At 44.0% G+C, this 20,114-nt stretch carries 12 protein-coding genes and 3 pseudogenes; 4 read left to right on the plus strand and 11 right to left on the minus strand.

The genetic code is table 11. The annotated features are described in order from the left end of the window. Positions 1 to 22: 22 nt before the first annotated feature. Positions 23 to 844: a uroporphyrinogen-III synthase gene (locus tag NST24_RS09575; RefSeq protein ID WP_096881510.1), complete on the minus strand. Its 822-nt coding sequence runs from the start codon at positions 842 to 844 to the stop codon at positions 23 to 25. A gap of 148 nt (positions 845 to 992) precedes the next feature. Here NST24_RS09575 and NST24_RS09580 point away from each other — a divergent pair, with 148 nt between their 5' ends. Beyond that, positions 993 to 1,613 (plus strand): acetate uptake transporter, encoded by a 621-nt coding sequence (locus NST24_RS09580; protein WP_268363784.1) that lies wholly within the window; start codon positions 993 to 995, stop codon positions 1,611 to 1,613. Between the two features lie 38 nt (positions 1,614 to 1,651). Here the strand turns inward: NST24_RS09580 and NST24_RS09585 are convergent, their stop codons facing one another. Then, positions 1,652 to 2,671, minus strand: coding sequence for an LLM class flavin-dependent oxidoreductase (locus tag NST24_RS09585; protein WP_008346608.1), 1,020 nt, complete (start codon positions 2,669 to 2,671; stop codon positions 1,652 to 1,654). A 175-nt stretch (positions 2,672 to 2,846) separates the two neighbouring features. Here NST24_RS09585 and NST24_RS09590 point away from each other — a divergent pair. The 3 pseudogenes from NST24_RS09590 to NST24_RS09600 all read left to right on the plus strand — a co-directional run. After that, positions 2,847 to 3,662: pseudogene (locus tag NST24_RS09590) on the plus strand (hypothetical protein); the annotation flags it as partial. Between the two features lie 14 nt (positions 3,663 to 3,676). Continuing rightward, positions 3,677 to 4,456 (plus strand): annotated as a pseudogene (locus NST24_RS09595) (hypothetical protein); the annotation flags it as partial. A 510-nt stretch (positions 4,457 to 4,966) separates the two neighbouring features. Then, a pseudogene (locus NST24_RS09600) lies at positions 4,967 to 7,293 on the plus strand (hypothetical protein); the annotation flags it as partial. Between the two features lie 31 nt (positions 7,294 to 7,324). On the opposite strand, the gene NST24_RS09605 reads toward NST24_RS09600, so the two are convergent. From NST24_RS09605 to nirB (NST24_RS09645), 9 genes are all read right to left on the minus strand, one after another. Further along, on the minus strand, positions 7,325 to 7,885 hold the full coding sequence (locus NST24_RS09605; protein WP_135009143.1) for a CatB-related O-acetyltransferase: 561 nt from the start codon (positions 7,883 to 7,885) through the stop codon (positions 7,325 to 7,327). A gap of 64 nt (positions 7,886 to 7,949) precedes the next feature. Continuing rightward, complete coding sequence (locus tag NST24_RS09610) at positions 7,950 to 9,317, minus strand: MATE family efflux transporter (RefSeq protein ID WP_035703202.1); 1,368 nt, start codon at positions 9,315 to 9,317, stop codon at positions 7,950 to 7,952. 19 nt (positions 9,318 to 9,336) lie between these two features. Beyond that, entirely contained in the window at positions 9,337 to 10,821 is a 1,485-nt protein-coding gene (gene dacB / locus NST24_RS09615) for a D-alanyl-D-alanine carboxypeptidase/D-alanyl-D-alanine-endopeptidase (RefSeq protein WP_342461693.1), read from the minus strand. Positions 10,822 to 10,952: 131 nt separating this feature from the next. Then, complete coding sequence (locus tag NST24_RS09620) at positions 10,953 to 11,933, minus strand: pectinesterase family protein (RefSeq protein ID WP_041092812.1); 981 nt, start codon at positions 11,931 to 11,933, stop codon at positions 10,953 to 10,955. Between the two features lie 99 nt (positions 11,934 to 12,032). Next, a complete protein-coding gene (locus tag NST24_RS09625) occupies positions 12,033 to 12,725 on the minus strand; it encodes a DUF421 domain-containing protein (RefSeq protein WP_024718337.1) in 693 nt (230 codons plus the stop codon). 66 nt (positions 12,726 to 12,791) lie between these two features. Beyond that, a complete protein-coding gene (gene nirD, locus NST24_RS09630; RefSeq protein WP_342461694.1) occupies positions 12,792 to 13,115 on the minus strand; it encodes a nitrite reductase small subunit NirD in 324 nt (107 codons plus the stop codon). Between the two features lie 23 nt (positions 13,116 to 13,138). Further along, the gene (nirB, locus tag NST24_RS09635) at positions 13,139 to 15,550 is read right to left on the minus strand and encodes a nitrite reductase large subunit NirB (RefSeq protein ID WP_058336766.1); all 2,412 of its coding nucleotides are present in this window, start codon (positions 15,548 to 15,550) and stop codon (positions 13,139 to 13,141) included. An 89-nt stretch (positions 15,551 to 15,639) separates the two neighbouring features. Beyond that, positions 15,640 to 17,778, minus strand: coding sequence for a nitrate reductase (locus tag NST24_RS09640; protein WP_342461695.1), 2,139 nt, complete (start codon positions 17,776 to 17,778; stop codon positions 15,640 to 15,642). After that, positions 17,775 to 20,036, minus strand: coding sequence for a nitrite reductase large subunit NirB (nirB, locus tag NST24_RS09645; protein ID WP_342461696.1), 2,262 nt, complete (start codon positions 20,034 to 20,036; stop codon positions 17,775 to 17,777). The genes NST24_RS09640 and nirB (NST24_RS09645) overlap by 4 nt, the downstream gene beginning before the upstream one ends. Positions 20,037 to 20,114: the final 78 nt, after the last annotated feature.

Here is a 20,114-nt window from a genome sequence, read left to right on the forward strand (position 1 = left end):
CGTCATGTGAAAGGCGTTTTTTCTATGCGTGCGTCGATTGTTTTTTCATATATTGAGATAATTCCATAATCATTGCACCCATTCTTTCAAGTGAAGGGGCTAGAATGCGGTTTATCCCCTCTTCTTTTAAAGCTTCAGCTGTGACTTTTCCAACAGCTACAGCTAATACATGCTGCTCGAATAGATGTTGCAGTTCTTCTTTTTTGCCCCATTCTTCTGCTAGTTTGAAAAAGGCATGAACCTGAACAGCAGTTGTAAAACAAACGGCATGGACCTTCCCTTCTTTCATTTCTTGAAGCAAAGTGTCCGCCGCCTCTGGTTCAGGGGGCGTGTGCTGATATGGCATGAGCTGCAAAACGTCTGCTCCCTTGTGATGTAAAAAATCAATGAGAGCTGGTGCATTTTCACCGTGAAGCTGTACCATGACCCGTTTACCTTGAAGTTCTTTGTCTTCTAACTTTGAAATGAGGTCACGAACGGTTCCATCTTCATCAGAAACATCTGGCTGAATGCCGTGTTTTTTTAGAGCCGCAAACGTTTTGTATCCTCTTGAAGCGATATGGGCACTTGATAAAATGTTCATAAATGCTTCTCCAAGCTGGAGCTCTTCTGCACTTTCAATTAATGTGTCTGTGCCGATACCCGTTGTTAAAATGACCCAGTCAGCTCCCTTCTTTACAAAGGTTTCTATGCCTGGCTTCAATTCCTCTTTGGCTAAAAATACAGTGCCCTGAAGAGAACGAATAACAGCTTGTCCTCCTTGCTTTTCAACAAGTGTACGCATTTCTTCTGTTTTTCTTGTTCCGCATATGGCAATGGTCTTTCCAGCTAAGCCTTTACTCATTCTCATCCCTCTTTTTCTATCACATGTATGATGTATTGTATTAAATATAGATTTATTTGGAAGACGTTGCAAGTGTCTACTAAAAAAGAGCTTGACGTTTCTATCGAATTCGAGTATCTTTTGTAAGTGCAAATTGTAGGAGGTCATTATGGAAAAACAGAATGTTCAAGCAATTCGATTATCAATCGCAGACCCAACACCACTTGGTTTGTTTGGTTTAGCAATGGTGACGCTTGTTGCGTCTTCACAAAAACTAGGAATCACAGATGGCACATCCCTTATTTTACCTTGGGCTATCTTCCTTGGAGGAATCGCGCAGCTGATTGCGTCCATACAAGATTCAAAGCATCATAATATTTTTGGAGCCACTGCCTTCGGCGCATTCGGTCTTTTTTGGATGGGCGTTGGAACCACTTGGCTCATTCAAGCGGGCGTTTTTGGGAAAACGCTTGCGGGAGCTGCGGACCCAAAACAACTAGGTTTTGCTTTTATTGGTTATTTGATTTTCAGCTTATTTATGACGATCGGTGCAATGGAAACACATAAAGTATTGTTTTTGATTTTCGTCTTTATTGATTTCTTATTCATTGGCCTGTCCCTAAGCTCGTTTGGTGTGATGTACGATGTGACTCATACGATGGCTGGTATTGCAGAATTGATTATTTCTCTTCTTTCATTTTATGGTGCTGCAGCTGTTGTGCTGAATACACATTTTGGTCGTACAGTACTGCCAGTTGGACAACCATTTCGCGTGTTTACTAAAGCATAAATAAAAAAGAACTGCTCTTGGCAGTTCTTTTTTTATTCTTATTTTTCTTGTTCCTCTTGAAATATCTCTGCAATGATTTCATAAGAACGCATTCTTTCTTGATGGTCAAACATATCAGAATTAATCATGACTTCATCTGCTTGAGTCGCCTCAATAAAGGCTTCTAACTCTTTTTTCACCTTTTGTTTATCCCCGATCATCGTCGAACTTAATTGTTCGTCCACCATCGCCTTCTCATATGGACTCCATAGCCCATCCATACTTTCAACAGGGGCTTTGAGTTTTCCTGGTGTATTGCGAATGAGGCTCAAGAAGCGCTGATAATGAGACGTCGCCAAATATTCAGCCCGCTCTGTTTGATCAGCAGCAAAAACCGTCACACCAACCATCGCATAAGGTTCTTTTAACACATCTGAAGGTTGAAATGACTGTCTGTATAATTCTAAAGCAGGAATGGTATTTTTAGGGGAGAAATGTGCCGCAAAGGCAAATGGCAGTCCCAGTTCTCCTGCAAGCCTTGCACTAAAACCACTTGAACCAAGAAGCCAAATCGGGATATCCAATCCTTCTCCCGGAACGGCTCTTACATGTTTTTTGACCTGACCAGTCGGTTTGAAATATTGCCGAAGTTCTTCAAGCTGCTCAGGGAAATCCTCCCCATTATGAAGATTACGTCTAAGTGCCCTTGCCGTTAACTGATCTGTTCCTGGTGCCCTGCCAAGACCTAAATCAATTCTCCCTGGATACAAAGTCTCCAGTGTTCCAAATTGTTCTGCAATGACGAGTGAAGAATGGTTTGGAAGCATAATCCCCCCAGAACCAACCCGGATCTTTTCAGTCCCTCCAGCAATATATCCAATCAAGACGGATGTTGCTGAACTCGCAACCCCTTCCATATTATGATGCTCCGCAAGCCAATATCTATGGTAGCCCCACTTCTCAGCTTTTTTTGCTAAATCCATACTATGTTCAAATGACTCTTTGATTGTGCCACCTTCTGTTACAGAGGATAAATTTAACACGGAATATGCTGCACGTTGTAAAACTGATTGACTCATACATGATGCCCCATTTCTTTCAAAAATCATACTAGTTTCATTCTTTCAACACCATAACATAAAACGATTTAACTTTTAAATGATTTGATTCGATGAACTTCGAACTAAAAAATATCATTTAGCTGAATTCCGCTTTTTAAATTTCCACATAGAATAAAATATTAACTTTTAGGAGATGGGGAATTTGTATAATCAGTACGATAACAAATGTCCCTTTTGCGGAAAAAAGCATGATTGGCAACCTCATTACAGAAAATCTCGTCACGATAGACCTTTATTTGATGATTGCCCTCTTCTTAAACGAGAATGTAAAAAGAAAAAAGTTGTTAAACATCACAGCACTTGTGCTAAAGCAAAAGGACGAAAAAAAACAAATACTAAGATTGCAAAAAGAGGTCCAACTGGTGCTACTGGACCTACTGGAGATACTGGTCCTACCGGTGCAACTGGTGTAACTGGTGATACTGGTCCTACCGGTGCTACTGGAGTAACTGGTGATACCGGCCCTACCGGTGCAGGATTAACAGGAATTGAAGCGTTTGATCCGGTAGTAAGTCCTACTTACCCGGTAGGGCAAGTAGTGACCTTTAATGGCAGTACGTATGTAGTAAATACTGCACCACCGACAGGTACACCAGATACTTCCCCAGACTACACATTGCTGGCTGCAGCAGGATCAACTGGAGTAACTGGTGATACGGGTTCTACCGGTGTAACTGGAGATACCGGTGCCACTGGTGTAACTGGTGATACCGGACCTACTGGTCCAACCGGTGTAACTGGAGATACCGGAGCTACTGGTGTAACTGGAGTTACTGGTGATACCGGACCTACTGGAGCCACTGGTGTAACTGGAGTTACTGGTGATACCGGTGCGACTGGAGTTACTGGTGATACCGGTGCGACTGGAGTTACTGGTGATACGGGTCCTACCGGAGCCACTGGTGCAACCGGAGATACTGGACCTACCGGAGCCACTGGTGCAACCGGAGAACTGGGCCTACTGGTCCAACCGGAGCTACTGGTGTAACTGGTGATACGGGTCCGACTGGAGCCACTGGTGCAACTGGAGATACCGGACCTACCGGTGCGACTGGTGTAACTGGTGATACCGGACCTACCGGTGCGACTGGTGTAACTGGTGATACCGGACCTACCGGTGCGACTGGTGTAACTGGTGATACGGGTCCTACCGGTGCTACTGGTGTAACTGGAGATACCGGACCTACCGGTGCGACTGGTGTAACTGGTGATACGGGTCCTACCGGTGCTACTGGTGTAACTGGTGATACGGGTCCGACTGGAGCCACTGGTGCAACTGGAGATACCGGACCTACTGGAGCCACTGGTGCAACCGGTGCTACTGGTGATACCGGACCTACTGGTCCAACCGGTGTAACTGGAGATACTGGACCTACCGGTGCGACTGGAGTTACTGGTGATACGGGTCCTACCGGAGCCACTGGTGCAACCGGAGATACTGGACCTACCGGTGCGACTGGTGTAACTGGTGATACCGGACCTACTGGTGCGACTGGTGCGACTGGTGTAACTGGAGATACTGGACCTACTGGTGCGACTGGTGTAACTGGAGATACTGGTCCAACCGGTGCTACTGGTGATACCGGACCTACCGGTGCGACTGGAGTTACTGGTGATACGGGTCCTACCGGAGCCACTGGTGCAACCGGAGATACTGGGCCTACTGGTCCAACCGGTGCTACTGGTGTAACTGGTGATACGGGTCCGACTGGAGCCACTGGTGCAACTGGAGATACCGGACCTACCGGTGCAGGATTAACAGGAATTGAAGCGTTTGATCCGGTAGTAAGTCCTACTTACCCGGTAGGGCAAGTAGTGACCTTTAATGGCAGTACGTATGTAGTAAATACTGCACCACCGACAGGTACACCAGATACTTCCCCAGACTACACATTACTGGCTGCAGCAGGATCAACTGGAGATACCGGACCTACCGGAGCCACTGGTGTAACTGGTGATACCGGACCTACTGGTGCTACTGGAGTAACTGGAGATACCGGACCTACTGGTCCTACCGGTGCCACTGGTGTAACTGGAGTTACTGGTGATACCGGTGCGACTGGAGTTACTGGTGATACGGGTCCTACCGGAGCCACTGGTGCAACCGGAGATACTGGACCTACCGGAGCCACTGGTGCAACCGGAGATACTGGGCCTACTGGTCCAACCGGAGCTACTGGTGTAACTGGTGATACGGGTCCGACTGGAGCCACTGGTGCAACTGGAGATACCGGACCTACCGGTGCGACTGGTGTAACTGGTGATACCGGACCTACCGGTGCGACTGGTGTAACTGGTGATACCGGACCTACCGGTGCGACTGGTGTAACTGGTGATACGGGTCCTACCGGTGCTACTGGTGTAACTGGAGATACCGGACCTACCGGTGCGACTGGTGTAACTGGTGATACGGGTCCTACCGGTGCTACTGGTGTAACTGGTGATACGGGTCCGACTGGAGCCACTGGTGCAACTGGAGATACCGGACCTACCGGTGCAGGATTAACAGGAATTGAAGCGTTTGATCCGGTAGTAAGTCCTACTTACCCGGTAGGGCAAGTAGTGACCTTTAATGGCAGTACGTATGTAGTAAATACTGCACCACCGACAGGTACACCAGATACTTCCCCAGACTACACATTACTGGCTGCAGCAGGATCAACTGGAGATACCGGACCTACCGGAGCCACTGGTGTAACTGGTGATACCGGACCTACTGGTGCTACTGGAGTAACTGGAGATACCGGACCTACTGGTCCTACCGGTGCCACTGGTGTAACTGGAGTTACTGGTGATACCGGACCTACTGGAGCCACTGGTGTAACTGGTGATACGGGTTCTACCGGTGCAACTGGAGCAACTGGAGCCACCGGAGCTACTGGTCCAACTGGAGCCACTGGAGTAACTGGAGATACTGGTCCTACTGGTCCAACCGGTGCCACTGGTGTAACTGGAGTACTGGTGATACGGGTCCTACCGGTGCTACTGGTGTAACTGGTGATACCGGACCTACCGGTGCTACTGGTGCAACCGGAGATACTGGGCCTACCGGTGCTACTGGAGTAACTGGTGATACGGGTCCTACCGGTGCTACTGGTGTAACTGGAGATACCGGACCTACTGGAGCCACTGGAGTAACTGGTGATACGGGTCCTACCGGTGCCACTGGAGTAACTGGTGATACCGGACCTACCGGAGCCACTGGAGTAACTGGTGATACCGGACCTACTGGTGCGACTGGAGTAACTGGAGATACCGGACCTACCGGAGCCACTGGAGTAACTGGTGATACCGGACCTACTGGTCCTACCGGAGCCACTGGTGTAACTGGTGATACCGGACCTACTGGAGCCACTGGTGTAACTGGTGATACCGGACCTACCGGTGCGACTGGAGTAACTGGTGATACGGGTCCTACCGGTGCCACTGGAGTAACTGGAGATACCGGACCTACTGGTCCTACCGGAGCCACTGGTGTAACTGGAGTTACTGGTGATACCGGACCTACTGGAGCCACTGGTGTAACTGGAGATACCGGACCTACCGGTGCAGGATTAACAGGAATTGAAGCGTTTGATCCGGTAGTCAGCCCTTCTTACCAAGTAGGGCAAGTAGTGACCTTTAATGGCAGTACGTATGTAGTAAACACTGCACCACCAACAGGTACACCAGATACTTCCTCAGACTACACATTACTAGCTGCAGCAGGACTAACTGGAAGCACTGGAGCTACCGGAAGCACCGGTCCAACTGGAGCTACTGGAAGCACCGGTCCAACTGGAGCTACTGGAAGCACTGGTCCAACTGGAGCTACCGGAAGCACCGGTCCAACTGGAGCTACTGGAAGCACCGGTCCAACTGGAGCTACTGGAAGCACCGGTCCAACTGGAGCTACTGGAAGCACCGGTCCAACTGGAGCTACTGGAAGCACTGGTCCAACTGGAGCTACTGGAAGCACTGGTCCAACTGGAGCTACTGGAAGCACTGGTCCAACTGGAGCTACTGGAAGCACTGGTCCAACTGGAGCTACTGGAAGCACTGGTCCAACTGGAGCTACTGGAAGCACTGGTCCAACTGGAGCTACTGGAAGCACCGGTCCAACTGGAGCTACCGGAAGCACTGGTCCAACTGGAGCTACCGGAAGCACTGGTCCAACTGGAGCTAGCGGTCCAACTGATACGGCACTTTATGCTGGAAATACAACAGGTCCTACAATCATTACTATTGCTGGTGGTACGAACATTGCTTTACCAAGTAATCAAAATATTAATGGATTTACGCCGAATGGTTTAAATGATACATTCACAGTCCAGCAAACAGGTAAATACTATATCACATATCAAGTAAATACCACTGCTGCACTTTTAGTGAGCACAAGGCTATGGTTGAATGGATCAACTGCTATTCCAGGTTCAATTCAGTCGTCTGCCGTATCTACAACTTTTATGAGCAATACAGTTATTGTCAATTTAACAGCAGGAAATACAATTTCATTACAATTTTTCGGAGCGGTTGTAACAGCCATTCTAATAGGTGGTGGTGCAACCGGTGCCTCACTTACCATCATCAGACTCAGCTAAGCGAAACTAAGCTAAAAAAAGAAAGGCTCTGTCAGCCTTTCTTTTTTCTATCTTCAATTACGTTTATACAATGGTCAATATCAGGAGATTGCAAAAGGTGAAAAATAGACTGTATGATCGAAAACTCTAAATTCCACCATTCTAACAACTGAAGTTTTTCAATGATATCAGAAGAAAACCGATATTTCATGAGCCGCTGTGGGTTCCCTGCGACAATCGCATATGGAGGCACATCTTTTGTAATCAGACTATTTGCTCCAATGACTGCCCCGTTTCCTATCTGTACCCCTGACATGATTGTTGCTCCATATCCAATCCAAACATCGTGCCCTATACACACATCCCCTTTTGATCGTGGATGTCCTTCAATGTGGGCAGCATCTGTGAAAATTTGATTGAAGGGATATGTGGTGACCCAATCTGTTCGGTGTTCACCACCAAGAAAAACTTTTACTTCGTTTGCGATGGAACAAAACTTTCCTACATTCAGCGTTGTTCCTTCTCCCCACGTCAAGACTTGAAAATCTGGTCCAGCATAAGTGAAGTCACCGATATCATACGAACTGAGCTCACTTCTTTGGTTTAAAAACATAGAAGATCAGACCCCCTACAAAGTAATCGATCTTCGTATATATATGCCAGATGATAGGCTCACATTATGATTGGACAAGTGCAACAATCTGCTTTTTCTTCCATACCAGTCGATAATAGCCGTATTGGAGCAATAAGTTTACAAAAAAGGCTGCAGGATATCCTATCCAGATTCCTTTGATCCCAAGCGATGTATGATGTGATAGCACATAAGCCACTGGTACTTCAACAAGCCAAATGGAACAAATACTAAAGATGGTCGGCCATAGAACTGTGCCACTTGCTCTCATTGTGGCTGCAACGATTTGTGCTGTTCCGAAAATGAGATAGCTCCATAGGGTAATCACGACCAAACTATATGCAATGTCGATCGTTGCAGGATCTGTTAAAAAGATAGATAAAATTTGCGGTGCGAAAATATAGACGAAAATAATAATCAATCCGCCTATTGCAAAGTTTAGCCCCAGCCCAATTTTAATGACATCCTTCAAACGATTCATGTTTCCTGCGCCAATGAATTGTGCGGCGAAGATAGAAACCGCAATACCAAGGCTCACTGCAGGCATCTGTACATAACTTACGACTTGATTGACAACGCCATAAGCTGCGGTCGCCTGTGATCCATAATCGTTGACAAAAGAAATGACAGCAATTTCTGATAAAGAAATGAGAATCATATTAATACTAGAAGGGATACTTAACTTTAATAGCGTTTTTAATAAATCCCCTTTCATCAATAAATGCTTTCTAACCGACGCATCAATGCGCAGCGGGTGCTTTGTTTTATAAAGATAGATATGAAGAATGATAAACGTAACGATTGTAGAAATCACAGAAGAATACGCAGCACCATATAAACCAAATGCCGGTAAACCAAGCCAGCCGAATAATAAAATTGGCAGCAATAAAATATTGGTTCCTGTACTAATCATTAAGAAATAAAATGGTGTTTTCGAATCTCCTGTTCCTCGTAAAAAAGTTGTATAGACAAAATAAAGAAATAAGATGGGCATGGAGATGAATAGGATTCTGGCATATGCCGCACTTTCCTCCACAATATTTGCAGGTGTCCCCATCAGATGTAAAATATCTGTGGCAAAAAAACCTCCAATGACAGCTAAAGAAAGTCCGATTAAAAAGGTAAACGAAAGCGTTGTACCGATAATTTCCTTTAACCTCTGCTCATTTTTTGCTCCGTATGCTTGTCCAATCAGGATCGAGCTCCCTGATCCAATCCCAATGGAAAAAGAAACAAGTAAAAAGAAAAGTGGAAAGAATGCAGATATCGCAGCTACTGCATCCTCTCCAATCCATCTACCGACAAGCACAATGGAAACAAGCTGTCCAATTGATTGCAAAATATTACTTAATAAAAGTGGAATTAGAAAGATCGACATGGTTTTTACTAAAGATTGATTATTATCTAACGTCATGATGGTTCTCCTTCTCTGTCTAAAGATCCTCAGCTAACATGCTGACAATGCGGTCTTCTATCTCTTTTCCTTTTTCGTCATCAACGAGATGATTCAATAAGATGGAAAAAGCAAGCGTTTTTCCACTCTGCGTTTCAATATATCCAGATAGTGTGCTGACCGTTGATAGTGTACCTGTTTTTGCACGCACTTTTTCTAGTGTAGCTGGTTCTTTCAATCTATTTCTTAATGTACCTCCCACCATACGCTCACTTGCCCCAGCTAACGGAAGTGCATGGACATAGGTGTTAAACCATTTTTCCTTTTGAATGTTTGTCAAAAATAAAGTGAACTGGTTTGCAGAAACAAGGTTAATGGGTGATATGCCTGATCCGTCTCTTAACACAGTCATGGATGAATCTATGCCAAAGGCAGGAAGACGTTCATTCAGCACGTCAAGCCCTTTGTCAAAACTCCCTTTGTTCTTTACCCGCTTCCCAAGTTCTTTTAACAGAATTTCTGCATGTGTATTGTTGCTTAATTTCATCATCGGAACAAGAAGATCGGATAAAGGCATTGATGTATGGGAAGCGATTTTTTTCGCTTTTCTAGGAACTTGTTTTGTTTTGAGTGGTCCTTTCAGCTGAATCCCCTCAGCCTTTAATGCTCGTTTCATTAAGTCTAAAGCATACGTTGTCGGTTCCCATAATGCGACCCATTGTTTAGACGAGGATGCTTTTAGCGGAATCGTCCCAGTCAGTGTAATTTTGTTTGTACCGTGAGAGCGTTTAAAAGATATTTTCTTCTTTCCGCCTTCTGGCACAGTTTTCACTTGATTGACAACTTGAGCGACGTCAGTCTTCGGGATCATCTTATAGCTGGCCTTCTGCCCTGCTTTCTTTCCCGGCTTGACTTCGAGAATGATCGTTCCTGCATCATAATCCTCATTCGGTGAAGCAGTAAGAGCAGATATTTGAGCGCCGTAATATTGATCTTCATCACTCCACGGCAGATCGATGGAATACCTTGTGTCATCAAACCAAGTATCATCAGCTAAAAGCTGTCCACGAATCGTATGTACTCCGGCCTTTTTGACTTGTTTGGCTAATGCGGCAAAATCGCTTTCTAACAATGTCGGGTCTCCAGTGCCTCGGAGATAAAGATTGCCGTGCAATGTTTTTTTGTGAATTGAACCATCTATCCAAACGTCTGTTGGAAAAGTGTGTGTTTCACCCAGTAGATCGAGTGCGATAGCAGATGTGAGTAATTTCATATTAGAAGCAGGAGTCAGACGGATGTCCGCTTGATGTTCATAAAGAAGAGAAGTGTCAGAAGTATCGCGTACACTGATGCCAGCAATCGCGCCCTCTAAATCAGGTGCTGTTCGAATGAATTCGTCTAAAGAAGTGATCCATTTTGATTGATCATCATGAGCTGTTAGTTGTTCATCTTTCACTGAAAAAGGGAGAAATAACATCGACAAAATACATAGTTGTAAAAACATGACCTGTGAGAAACGTTTCACGCAATCCCTCCTTTTTAGAAAAGCAGCCAAATTTAGCAGATTATGTTCATTATACACAAAAGAACGTTTGTTCTCAAAGGTTTTTTAAACAGAAAAGTCAGCTTTCTTTGACGAAAACTGACAAGCCTCTTTTACCTTTTTTCAGGATTCCAGCCATCGTTTCCGCTAAGTACGGATTGAACGGTGATTTGACTTGCTTCGTTTTTTGTTAATATCGTTGACCACTTCACTCGGTTTGCCACATGACTCCCTGCGCCCGTTGATCCATATTCTTGATATCTAGCCGTTCTTTCGTTGTCTTTGTTATCCCAGTTATGCCATCCCTCAGCTTTAATATGTTCATCCATTTTTGTTTGGAGGAACGTGACAGCCGAATGTGGTCTCCATGGACGGCCTAAGTACACAGATTGAGACGAAGCCGTTCCTTTATTTAATGTGGAATCAATAAAAACGTAGCCATACTTTTGCGCTTCTGTTGTGGATGCCGCTGTAATATACCCATTTCCAAGACTTTTTATTTCAGCTCTTTTAAATACAGCCGTTGCTGAACCAAAGATGAAGTCAACCGTGCCCTCGATATAACAATCTTCATAATATTGTCTCCCTGTGCCAGTGGCATAAAGTGTATCTTGATACCCGAGAACACGTACGTGTTTAAACACAGCCCGGTCCCCGGATACATAAAGGGCAACCGCCTGCCCTGCGTTTCGGCCAGCTGTATTTTGAAACGTGATATTTTCTGCATAAAAATGATTTGCCCGAATCATTGTACTAGAGCTATTGGTTGTGCTCCCGCTGCTTGCATTTGTATCATCATACGTCAGAATCGTCTGATACTGATTTTCTCCAATAAAGGACACATACGGCTTATTTTGCGGAAGGAGAATCTTTTCTTTATACACACCATTTTTAATATATATCGTCGTTTGCTGTTGATTGTTCACTGGTATCGCATCAATGGCAGATTGAACCGTTCGAAATGTCCCATTTCCTTTTTGATCGACAATAAGCACGCGGTTTGTTTGATGGTTGTGTCCAGCTGCTTGCGCATAAGCTGAGTCAAAAAGCAGTAAGGCCAATACCATCATCAGCAGTCGTTTTCCATACTTCATCACACATCTCCCCCTTATATTGTGAACGTTTTCATTGACGTATTCTTTTTGATCCTATTCAGTTATAAAACAAAAAAACACAAAAAAACATCCACTGTGTTAGGTTGTGGATGTTTTTTCATATTTCATCGCATAAATTCCTTCATTTTCAATCCATTCACAAAATAGGACGTCTTTATAGGAGGAAATGTGCTGCTTTTTCAATTGCTCTCTCAGCCACGCTTCATCAAATCCAGCTTCCTTTAAATCTTTTCTTAAAATCTCTCCGTCGATAATAAACGTTCTAGGCAATGTGACTTCTTTTCCTTTCACGTTCACATCTTCGGCTGTAGCTGGTGCATATTTCATTTTCGGAAGCACACTCACAGACCCATCCGTTTCCAAAATGGCAAATTCAATTTCATTAAGAGCAAAATGCCCTTTCGCTCGAATCAGCGTCTGCAGCTGATTTAAATCAAGCATATTTTTCTTTAATCGATTGTAGTGAATCTTTCCTTTATCAATCACAAGAGTGGGTCTTCCCTCTAAAAAAGCGCGAATGGATTTGAATTTTTGTGAAAGCCATTCAACTGTGTAGATTAAAACGCCCCAGACTGCAACTGCAAAAAGGATATGTAGCACGCTGACTTCTGGATCAAAAATGGCGTTACCGACCATCTCCCCTAAAATCAGTGCAGAAATAAAATCAAACGGCGTGATTTGTGCAAATTGTGTTTTCCCTAATAGCTTTGTAATGGAAAATAAAGCGAAAAATCCGATAAAGAGTTCAATCAAAATATTAAAAAATGGCACACATATACCTTCCTTTCTCACTGCATGTACTTACAGCATGTACAGGAAAGGAAGGTTCTAAACCATTTATGAAGGCAGTAAAATAAAGACGTCTTCTCCCTCAACCAATGCTTCATATGTTTTCACGCATCCATGATCTGGTTCTTGAACATTTCCTGATGAAAGATTGATTTTCCAATCATGCATTGGACAGAAGACATGATCTCCGCTCACCATTCCTTCAGCTAGTACACCGCCTTTATGAGGACAGCGATTTTCAATGGCTTTGAACTGCTTGTTAGAGGTTTGAAAAACAGCTAATTCAAGTGGACCGGCTGCGACTGTTTTCCCTAGCTGCAATGGAAAATCTGATATTGTACCAATATGAACTTTTACAATTGAAACTGTCATCTGATCTCATCCCTTCAATTGATTTAGACGGAAGCAGTTGCCTTTTGAAATAATTGTCTTGTTTCTGTTTCGTTCTCTCGAATCTCTTGCCACGGTTCTTCATAAGTTGAAAGTGCGATGTCCATTCTTTCGATTAATGCTGCACGCCTCTGGTCATCTAGCAGTACCGTTTGGATATGATTCAATCCAAGCCGTTCAACCCAAGCGGATGTTCTCTCTAAATAATTTGCGGTTTCTCTGTAATATTGAAGGTAGGCTGCGGCCATTTGTTCTACTTCTTCTGCTGTACTTACTTTCATTAATAAGTCTCCAGCTCGTAAATGTGTCCCTCCATTCCCGCCAGCGTACAATTCAAATCCCCCATCGATACCTACGATGCCAAGATCTTTAATCCCAGATTCAGCACAGTTTCTTGGACAGGCTGATACGGCCATTTTGACTTTGTGCGGTGTGGCAAGTCCTTCAAATTTCTTTTCAAGCGCGATCCCAAGAGATATGGAATCCTGCGTTCCGAATCTGCAAAATTGTTCTCCAACACATGTTTTGACAGTTCTTAATGATTTTCCGTAAGCATAACCAGACGGCATATCTAATTCAGCCCATACTTTTGGTAAATCTTCTTTTTTGACACCTAAAAGGTCGATTCGCTGACCTCCAGTCATTTTCACAAGCGGTATCTCATATTTGTCAACGACATCCGCTATTTTTCTCAGGTCATTAGCATTAGTCACGCCCCCGTACATACGTGGAACGACCGAATAGGTACCATCGTTTTGGATGTTGGCATGCATTCGTTCATTCACAAATCGCGAGCTTTTTTCATCTTTGTAGTCAAGAGGATACATCATCCCTAAATAGTAATTCAGTGCAGGCCGGCACTTTGAACAGCCTTCTTCTGTTTCCCAGTCAAGTACATTCATCACTTCTTTGACATGCTGCAAACCTTTCTCTTTTATTTCATGAATCACTTCATCTCTTGATAAGGTGGTGCAGGCGCAGATGGTTTCTTTTTGCGCAGTGCGGTTTGCATCATCGCCTAAAGTGTGCCATAAAATCTCTTCCACAACAGATTGACAGCCTCCGCATGACCGAGAAGCACTTGTACATTGCTTGACCTCTTGTATAGTCGTTAGGCCTTCTTTTTGAATAGCTGCCACTATTTGACCTTTTGAGACACCATTACAGCCACAAACGATATGGTCGTTTGCCATTTGTTCAATCGTGTTTTCTTGCGCCAGCTCATTTGATGTTAAGACAGATACTTTTTCCATATCTGACATATCAACACCTTCTCTAATGTACGAGAATAAACGTGGTCCATCGCTTGTTTCTCCAAACATGACGGCGCCGACTAATCGGTTTTGCTGGAAGACTAGTTTTTGATAAATACCTTGCTGTTCATCAAAAATTTTAATTGCTTTTTTCTCATCGTTTTCGATAAAATCTCCAGCTGAAAATACATCAACCCCTGATACTTTTAGCTGTGTCGATAGTACAGATCCTTCATAAGGCGTCGGGGCCATATCACAAACATGCTTCGCAAGCACGTTTGCTTGATCGTATAATGGCGCAACAAGACCGTACGTTTGTCCTCTATGTTCAACACATTCTCCGACTGCGTAAATCCGCGGGACACTTGTTTCCATGAAATCATTGACGATAATCCCCCGGTTCACTTCAATGCCGCTCGTTTCGGCAAGCTTGTGATTCGGTTTAATTCCTGCTGCCATGACCACCATATCTGTCTCTAATGTAGAACCATCTGAAAATGTTAGCCCTTCTACCCTTGTATCTCCTAAAATCTCATTTGTCTGTTTTCCTAATAGAAAGCTCATGCCTTGTTTTTCTAAAGCTGCTTGCAGAAGCTGACCTGCCACCGGATCGAGCTGCCGGTCCATTAGATGAGAGCCAAGATGAATGACGGTCACTTCCATTCCTAAGTTTAGTAGACCACGCGCGGCTTCAAGTCCAAGGAGCCCGCCTCCAATGACGGCTGCTTTTTTGTACATCATAGATGCTTTGACCATTTCCTCTGTGTCTTGTAATGTACGAAAAGCTGTTACCCCTTTTTTATCGCTCCCTGGAATGGGCGGGATGAACGGGAGTGACCCTGTCGCTAAAATTAAACGGTCATAATGCACGGTCCGTCCTTGATCACTCATAACGGTTTGATTGTCTGGATCGATCTTCACAATGGTCTCATTTGTAAACAGCTGAATATGATGTTCCTTGTACCAATTCCAATCGTTTAACGTAATATCCTCTGTCTTTGTATCCCCTTGGAGAACTTTCGATAAAAGAATCCGATTATAGTTAGGATACGGCTCAGTTCCAAATACAGTCATGTCGAATCGTTCATTGTCTGTTTTTAAAATGTTTTCGAGCGTTCGGATACCAGCCATACCATTCCCTACTAATACGAGTTTTTCTTTCATGAAAAACACCCCTCATGTGATCGTTTTTTAGAAAGTACCATAATCTAAACAAAGATGGAAAATACATGTTAAAATTTCTCACATAGTTTTCAATTCTTGTAGGCTGACAGCTGTACAGGACAATATTTAAAACCTGGCATTTTACTGTGTGGATCTAACTGTTTACCAATTAATAGGTTAATTGATTGATGTTTATTCCAGTGAAACGGAACAAACACAGTATCTTTTCGGATGCTATCTGTTATGTGGCACCTCATGATGACGCTTCCTCGTTTTGACTGGATGGTGACGAGCTCCCCGTGCTGAATCCCGTAAGCTTCGGCTGTATCAGGATGAAGCTCTACATAAGCTTCAAACTGCCGGGCAACAAGAGAGGTGCTTTTTCTTGTTTGAACGCCCGTTTGGTAATGAGCCATCACCCTGCCGGTCGTTAAATAGAGTGGATATTCTGGACTGACTGGTTCTTTTGCACCCTGTTGTCCATGTGCAACGACTGCAAATTTTGCTAATTTATCAGGATGTGAGAATTGATGCTCAAATAGTCTTTCTGTTCCTCGGTCTTCCAAATGAGAGCAGGGCCATAATATGCCTTGCGTCTTCCTTAACCTGTCATAGGTCATACCGGAATAATCGGCTTTGGCTCCTTTCGTTGCTGTTCTCAATTCCTCAAAGATGTCTTCTGCAGATGAAAAAGAAAAAGAGCCGCCTTTGCCTAATACTGCTGCTATATCACAAATGATTTGCCAATCGTGCTTTCTTTGGTGTTTGAGTGGATAGGTTGCTTCTCTCAGCGTAACGCGTCCTTCTATGTTCGTCATGGTGCCTTCGTCCTCTAAATATGACGAAGCTGGTAAAATAACATCTGCGAGTGCAGCCGTCTCAGAGATAAATAAATCAATTGCGACAAAAAAGGACAGCTGCTCGATGGCTTTTTTGATAAAGCTTGCATGCGGACCTGATTGAACGGGATTAGAACACATTAAAAAGAGCACTTTTATCTCTCCTTTCTGCATTTTTTCAAACATTTCAAAAGCAGATACACCTTTTCCAGGCAGTTCTTTTTCATCGATCTTCCATATTTCAGCCATTTCTTTTCTATGTACTGGGTTTGTGATATCACGGTAACCAGGAAGCTGATCTGCTTTTTGTCCATGCTCTCTTGCACCCTGTCCATTTCCTTGCCCAGTAATCGCGCCATAGCCACACCCAATCCGGCCAATTTTCCCAGTAACAAGCAGAATATTCAGGAAATTACGAACGGATGCTGTCCCGTCTATTTGCTGCTCAATGCCTCTTGCAGTCAGAATCATGCCTGTTTTTTCGCGTGCGAATTTTCTCGCTATTTTTTGAATGACTTTCATCGATACACCGGTTTGCTGCGTAATGTCTTGCAGGGACATGTGTGAAATATGCTGTTTCATTTCTTGAAAACCTGATGTTCGTTTTTTAATAAATTCTTCGTCTAGTAACTGTTCATGAAGCATGACGTGTAAGATTCCATTTGCGAGTGCAGCATCTGACCCAGGCCTTAAGCTGACATGTAAGTCAGCTAGTTTGGCTGTTGCTGTTTTTCGCGGATCGATCACGATGAGAAATGCCCCGTTCTTTTTAGCTTCTTCCAAGTACGGCATGAGGGTCGGCTGACATTCCGCTATATTGGTTCCAACCAATAGTAAAACCCGGGCATGCTTGATGTCACGAAGCGGAAAGGTTAGACCCCGATCAAGTCCAAATGTTTGGTTAGCTGCTGTTGCTGCTGAAGACATACACAGTCTTCCATTGTAATCAATGTATTTCGTTTTAAGGGCGACCCTTGCAAATTTTCCGAGTAAATAAGCTTCTTCATTTGTAATCGATGCACTACCATACACACTGATAGCATCGTGCCCATGTTCCGTCTGAAGGGTTTGAGTGCGTGCTTTGATTTCGTCAAGTGCCTCCTGCCAAGTCGCTTTGACAAATTGACCGTTTCTTTTGATGAGGGGGTGATTTAATCGTTCCTTGTGCAGTGCGTGCTGGTGGGCATGCTGCCCTTTCATACAGATCCTGCCGAACGTGGTTGGATTATGAATACCTATCGTCTGGTAGCGTGTTCGCCCTTCTGCGTGCTGCTCGACTAATTGCATTTTGCACTGCATACTGCAAAACGGACATTGAGATGGGAACACCCTTTTTCGCTCTTGCTGCTCTGATGTTTGCTGCACATATTGTAAGAAAGATTGATTCATACATTCACACCCTTTTGTCTACTTTGCTCAAATTGTTCGCAGAGCTCTTCTCTCATTTCCTCATCGAGCAATTTTTCTCGGATGGAAATGATGCCGTTTTTTTGGATCCAGTCTCCAATAGATTCTTGAAAATATGCACGTTTTCTATAGTCTTCAAGCAGTGCTTTTAAAAAAGGAATCAGCTCATCCGTTCGGCTCACAGAATAAAAAAGCTGACCTGCCTTAGGTTGACGTATGCTGCCTCCTATATAAATGTCCCATTCATCCAGCTGCTTCTTGATGCAGATGTCATAGATGGGGCTGAAACGACATACGCAGGAAGGACCAGCGATATGAATCGATGTGACTGCAGGTAAAAGCGTGTTTTCTAGTTGTCTTTCGATCTCCATGACAAGTGTTGTGACAGATGGATCGTGACGACAATCACATGAAAGAACATGAGAAAGTCTCTTGCTTTCTTGTGGCATGATGTGTCCATGTTCTTTTACAATATGGGCGGCCTCTTGTGAAATACCGATCAGCCGAATTCGTTTATTCTCCGTTAGTTCTACGTGCTGAATTTGCTTTTGCTCTAACAATCCGGTTATCATCTGTAAAAATGTCAGATCAAGACGGCCACCATATAACTGAGGCATTAGTATGTGCTCATGATCTGATGGGCTGTCTTTTACGAAAAGATCTTGAAACTGCTCAAGATAGTATGGAATGGCTGCTCGGCACTTGTCACAGCCGTTATCTGTCATCCAATTAAATTGTCTTCTTACTTGCTCTTCATTCAGCGGATGCTGATTTTTGATATACGAAAAAATGGTCTGTTTCTCTACATTTGTGCACGAGCAAAACGTGTCCAGTGCTTCCGTTAGCTGATTTGATGAGACATGGCAGCAGGCACGAACAAGCTCTTGACAGCCTCCGCAGCCCGTTGCGGCCCCTGTCTGTTTTTTTATCTCTTCTAAATTTGTCAGCTGATGGGCCGATATGCTTTTGAATATCGCTCCCTTCGTCACCGTATGGCATTGGCAGATGAGATCCTCTGCTTTTAATGAATCTAAAGGGGATATCTGCTCTTCATTCAGTGATTTCATGACTACGCTTTTATCACGCCCCACTTTTACATCCTGCAAAAGCTGCTCAGCTCTCTCAAGTTGACCAACTAATACAACGCCTGTGAGCACATCATGTTCAAACACTAGTTTTTTATATACTTCTTGTTCTTCATCTAAGTAAGTCACCACTGAAGCGGAGGGGGATCGGTTTACAATACTGCCAGCAGAATAAATAGATATGTCATTTGCTTTCAATTTCGTTGAATAAATGGTAGGAGGTAAATTCGTGACCAGTTCATCTAATAAATGATTCGCAAGCACGTTTGCTTGTTCATAAATAGGCTGCACAAGACCGTGCACCATCCCCTTATGCTCTGCACATTCTCCAATAGCATAAATATTCTCAACGTTTGTCTGCATGACATCATTTACAACAATGGCTTTTCTTGTATGAATGCCGTGCTGTTTTGCAAGCTCTATATTCGGACGGACCCCTGTTGTGAAAACCACGAGATCAGCATCCACGATGTCTCCACTTTTTAACAGAACGCCTTCTACTCTCTCGTTTCCTAAACATGCAATCGTATGAGCATTTGTTTTTACCTGAATCCCCTTGCGACTTAATTGTTGAGACAAAAGCCCTGCAGCTGTTTCATCTAATTGGCGTTGCATAAGCCAATCCGTGTGATGAATCAAGGTTGTCTTCAGTCCAGCGATCTGTAAACCAGCGGCCACTTCCACACCAAGTACACCACCTCCAATGACTGCTGCACGTTCATAGCGTAAAGAATCAGCGTAAATGGCTTCATAATCGTCAATCGTACGAAAAGCATAGACCCCTTTTTTGGGTACGCCTTGTATAGGCAGAAAATGAGGCGATGAGCCTGTGGCGATAACCAGTTTGTCATACGGGATATTCCGGCGTGCTTCTGTCATGAGCAATTGCCGGCTTGTATCGATGTGCACAACCGTTTCGCCTGTTTGGATGATGATGTCATGTTTGGTGTACCATTCTTTTGGCTTTAGTTCAATTTGAGACAACGATTCACTTTTTTGTAAAACTGACGAAAGTTTTATTCGGTTGTAGGCCGGGTGCTTCTCTTTTCCAATGATCGTGATGGAATAGCGTTCTGGCTGATTCTTTACGATATGTTCGATACATTTCATACTCGCCATGCCGTTTCCGATAAACACGAGTTTACGTTTTGCCATGTGAGATCAACCTTTCTAGCTTTTTGCGCCAAAGCAATGTTTGCCTAGATTATGGCACACATTTGTAAAAAAGTGTTT

The organism is Bacillus sp. FSL R5-0286 (assembly GCF_038593245.1).
Lineage (GTDB): Bacteria > Bacillota > Bacilli > Bacillales > Bacillaceae > Bacillus > Bacillus altitudinis.